This window comes from Chryseobacterium sp. SIMBA_029, assembly GCF_046535275.1.
In the GTDB taxonomy this organism is placed as follows: Bacteria; Bacteroidota; Bacteroidia; order Flavobacteriales; family Weeksellaceae; genus Chryseobacterium.
Genome location: NZ_JAWRXA010000894.1, coordinates 1 through 233 on the forward strand (window position 1 = coordinate 1; position 233 = coordinate 233).

Annotated in this window: 1 protein-coding gene; it reads right to left on the minus strand. The window is 33.5% G+C overall.

What is annotated here, in order from left to right:
- Positions 1-233 (minus strand): T9SS type A sorting domain-containing protein (locus tag SB679_RS26430; protein WP_410705410.1); only part of this gene is annotated, 233 nt, incomplete at both ends.

The following is a 233-nucleotide window of genomic DNA, read 5'->3' on the forward strand; positions in this document are numbered from 1 at the left end:
TGGTGTTAACTATTACTCCTTTATCCGAAACCACTTTTACAATGTAAGAACTCTTCACTGAACCGTTAAGTTCAATTACGAAATCCCTAGATGCATCAACTGATTTTTTAGAGATAATAAGCTTACCACTCATATCATAAACTTCAATATCTGCTTTTCTCCAATCTGGATCAAATCTAACTATATAATTACTAATTGCAGGGTTGTAAACAACCATCGTTCTGGAAAGCGTT